Source organism: Verminephrobacter aporrectodeae subsp. tuberculatae At4 (assembly GCF_000193225.1).
Taxonomy (GTDB): domain Bacteria; phylum Pseudomonadota; class Gammaproteobacteria; order Burkholderiales; family Burkholderiaceae_C; genus Acidovorax; species Acidovorax aporrectodeae.
The window spans coordinates 1-3,249 of the sequence record NZ_AFAL01000076.1 but is presented as its reverse complement, the minus strand read 5'-3'; the positions used below and the strand labels follow the sequence as shown (position 1 = coordinate 3,249).

Below are 3,249 nucleotides of genomic sequence, written 5' to 3'. Positions count from 1 at the left end.
CCGGATAAGGGTTGGGATTTTGCATAGTGGTGGTGGAATACGGACTTGAACCCAGAACCCTTCTTACGACAGAAGCCAAACAGTGCTAACGTTTGTGTACGTATAGCGGACAAAGCGTTGATCAAGCAAACGGTTTGCGCACGAGAATATCAACTGCGAAGATACCTAGCACAGCCCCAGAAACCCAGCGTTGAGCGCGCATGGCGGATGGGTGCTTGGCAAGGTATTTGCTAACCGTCGAAGCGGTTAAGACAATCATGCCATTGATACTAACAGAGATGACAATCTGGATAATCCCAAGTTGGATGAATTGCGGCAAAGTCGATCCAGTTGAGGGATCGATAAACTGAGGTATCAGCGCCGAGTACATTAGCGCAATTTTAGGGTTAAGCAGATTTGTCACCAGACCCATAGTGAACAGTCGCCGAGGCGAGTGAGGTGGCAACTCTCGTACCTCGAAAGGCGACACCCCCTTGGGCTTGACCATGTTCCAGGCTAGGTAACCCAGGTAGAAAGCTCCTGCAATCCTAACAACATCATAGGCTATCGGTACTGCTTTGAATAAGGCAGCCAGCCCCAGACCTGACGCCAACAGATAGCACAAAAAGCCCAGAGTTACGCCCGCTAGTGAAATAATCCCTGCCAGTCGTCCCTGGGAAATTGTCCGCGATGTTAGATAGACCATGTTCGGTCCGGGCGTCAGTACCATACCCAAAGCGATGATGGCCATACCTGCCATATGCTCGAATGCAATCATTGGTATTCTCCCTTGACAATTGATGAATGGAGAGATGATTGCTTATCACGCCAGCGAAGATCGCCTCGAAACAAAGCGTGCTGCGCACGCTGGGCAACTGGCCGCACCACGATTTCATCGACATTGACATGAGCTGGGAGGTTGGCGACCCCAACAACCACCTGTGCGATATCGTTTGCGGCCAGCGGTCGATCAACGTTCTCGTATACGGCCCTGGCCCTCTCAGCATCGCCACGAAGGCGATTCAGGGCAAATTCCGGCGTGTTCACCATGCCGGGCAATACTTCAGTGATCCGCACTGGTACGCCCTTCATCTCGAGGCGCAATGATTGCGTGAGTGCTCGCTGGGCGCTCTTGGCCGCGCAGTAACCACCGCCGCCTTCGTATCCGGCCAGTGCAGCGGTGGAAGTAATATTCATGATGCACCCTTGGGATTCGACGAGTCGAGGCAGCAAAAGCTGGATCATGCGCAAAGTGCCCAGCACGTTTGTGTTGAACATGTTTGTCCAATCATCAGCATTCGCTTGGCCGACCGCATCTAAACCAAGTGCTCCGCCCGCGCAGTTCACCAGCAAATCGCAACGGGTGACAGGCCCAACATCGATTTCCTGGGCCTTGGTTACATCCACTACGATGGCGTGCCCATTTATTTCACTGGCGATGTTCTCTAGCCGTTCCCGTCTGCGCGCCACAAGAAATACCTTCCAGCCACCGCCGGCCAGCAATCGGGCACAGGCTTCGCCAATGCCACTGCTTGCTCCTGTAATAACTGCTGTTTTCAAGATTGAATTTCCTTCTCTGACTCTGGTTTTAATGGTTGGGATTTTGCATTTTGGTGGTGCAACAGGCAGCCGAGTTCACACCCATTCTCCGAACCAGATAGTAGCGCATTGGCCTGGAGGGTACGGTTTTGATAATTTGGCCATGTAACTGCTCACTCCATGCATTCCTCTGGGTAGGAACGAGTGCGTCGAGGTTGGGTAGCTGTTGCATCGAGTTGCGGATTATGGCCTACGGTGAGGGGCTGAGTAGTTACACAGCGTGTAGCTCTACACGCCTCAGCGTGTAACCTACGATGTCCGAGACCGGCCGTCTACTTCTGGGCGGCGACCATCATGTCTGGCGCATCAAGAGTACATGGCAGTCAGTAGGCGCTGCATTTCGGCTGCCGGCACGACCTTCTTGTGCGTGGCGATGGTCCACGTGTTGCCGAACGGATCCATAATTCGTCCCTCGCGCGAGCCAAAGAACATGTCTCTCACCGGGCTCAGTTCCTTGGCGCCCACCTTCAAGGCCAGCGCGAAGGTGGCATCCGAATCGCTCACATATATCTGCGCCAGCAGCGGCTGTTCCGGCCAGCCTTCCGTCGCTTCGCCCAAGTTGAGGCGAGAGTCACCGATTTGCAGTTCGCAATGGACCACCTTGCCATCTGGCGAGGTCAAACGCAGAACCTCCTCGGCGCCGAAGACTTTCTTGTAGAAAGTCACCGCTTCGGCCACGTTGCTGACGATGGTGTTCGGCGTGACGGTGTGAAATCCTTCAGGTTTTCCATACGTGATCATTTGTTTCTCCTTGGTTGAAAAGTTAGTGTAGGGTCTGCAAAGTGACGCATGATACAAATTAAAGTCACCATGCAACATTGCTCTCTATGACCTCCCGCCACGATCTGGGGCGGGCGGTTACGTCCGACCCATGCAACGCGGTGACGAAGCAGAAAATGCTTAGGGCCCGTGGCGGAATAACTTGAACATTCGGCGCAGCAGGGCTCCTCGTGAGGTCCCCCGCGAAATGGTCAAGTTGTTCCTGAACGCGCCCTTAGCGGTCGGAGCAATAGCATGCCGTTCCGCCATCATGCCCCGAGTGCGGCCCCGCCGTCGACACACAAATTGTGCATTGTAATGTGGCGCGCGCCGTCCGAGCAAAGAAACAGCACTGCGGCGGCGATGTCGGCCGCCTCGGCGATGCGCCCCAGCGGTATGCCGGTGCGGAACTGTTCCAACGATCCGGCCACCACGCGCGCTGCCGCCGCGTCGTCGCCGTCCCACAGCGCGCGCTGCATCGGCGTGTCGGTCGAACCGGGCGAGACCACGTTGCAGCGGATGCCCAGGCTGGCCAGCTCCAGCCCTAAGCACTTGGTGAAATGGGCCGCCGCCGCCTTCGACGCGGCGTAGGCGCCCATCCGCGTGCGCGGCACAGCCGCCGCGTTCGAGCTGACGGTGACGATGCAACCGGCGCGCTGTGGCGCCATGCGCCGCGCCACAGCGCGCGACAGCAGGAACACACCGGTGGTATTGACGGCGAAGGTGTCGAGCCAGTCTTCGAGGTCCAACTCCAGCGCCTCGCCGCAGCGGAGAATGCCGGCGCCGTTGACCAGCGCGGTGATCGGCCCCAGCTCGGCCTCGATGCGCTGCACCGCCGCCTCCAGCGCGGCGCCGTCGCGTACGTCGACGGCCATGGCGATGGGGCACGGTCGCCCTAGTACCGACGCCTAG

Annotated in this window: 4 protein-coding genes; all 4 read right to left on the bottom strand. The window is 57.3% G+C overall.

The annotated features are described in order from the left end of the window. Nucleotides 1-121: 121 nt before the first annotated feature. On the bottom strand, nt 122-757 hold the full coding sequence (locus VTU_RS0103280) for a LysE family translocator (protein ID WP_010100730.1): 636 nt from the start codon (nt 755-757) through the stop codon (nt 122-124). Beyond that, on the bottom strand, nt 754-1,539 hold the full coding sequence (locus VTU_RS31115; RefSeq protein WP_010100728.1) for an SDR family NAD(P)-dependent oxidoreductase: 786 nt from the start codon (nt 1,537-1,539) through the stop codon (nt 754-756). The genes VTU_RS0103280 and VTU_RS31115 overlap by 4 nt, the downstream gene beginning before the upstream one ends. A 345-nt stretch (nt 1,540-1,884) precedes the next feature. Next, nucleotides 1,885-2,319, bottom strand: a complete 435-nt coding sequence (locus VTU_RS0103270) for a VOC family protein (protein ID WP_010100726.1) — start codon at nt 2,317-2,319, stop codon at nt 1,885-1,887. Nucleotides 2,320-2,606: 287 nt separating this feature from the next. Then, on the bottom strand, nt 2,607-3,212 hold the full coding sequence (locus tag VTU_RS0103265) for a 2,3-dihydro-2,3-dihydroxybenzoate dehydrogenase (RefSeq protein ID WP_010100724.1): 606 nt from the start codon (nt 3,210-3,212) through the stop codon (nt 2,607-2,609). Nucleotides 3,213-3,249 lie beyond the last annotated feature (37 nt).

Bases quoted from the DNA above. Each gene is read 5' to 3' on its own strand.
- VTU_RS0103280 (WP_010100730.1), bottom strand. From the start codon at position 757: ATGATTGCATTCGAGCATATGGCAGGTATGGCCATCATCGCTTTGGGT.
- VTU_RS0103270 (WP_010100726.1), bottom strand. From the start codon at position 2,319: ATGATCACGTATGGAAAACCTGAAGGATTTCACACCGTCACGCCGAAC.
- VTU_RS0103265 (WP_010100724.1), bottom strand. From the start codon at position 3,212: ATGGCCGTCGACGTACGCGACGGCGCCGCGCTGGAGGCGGCGGTGCAG.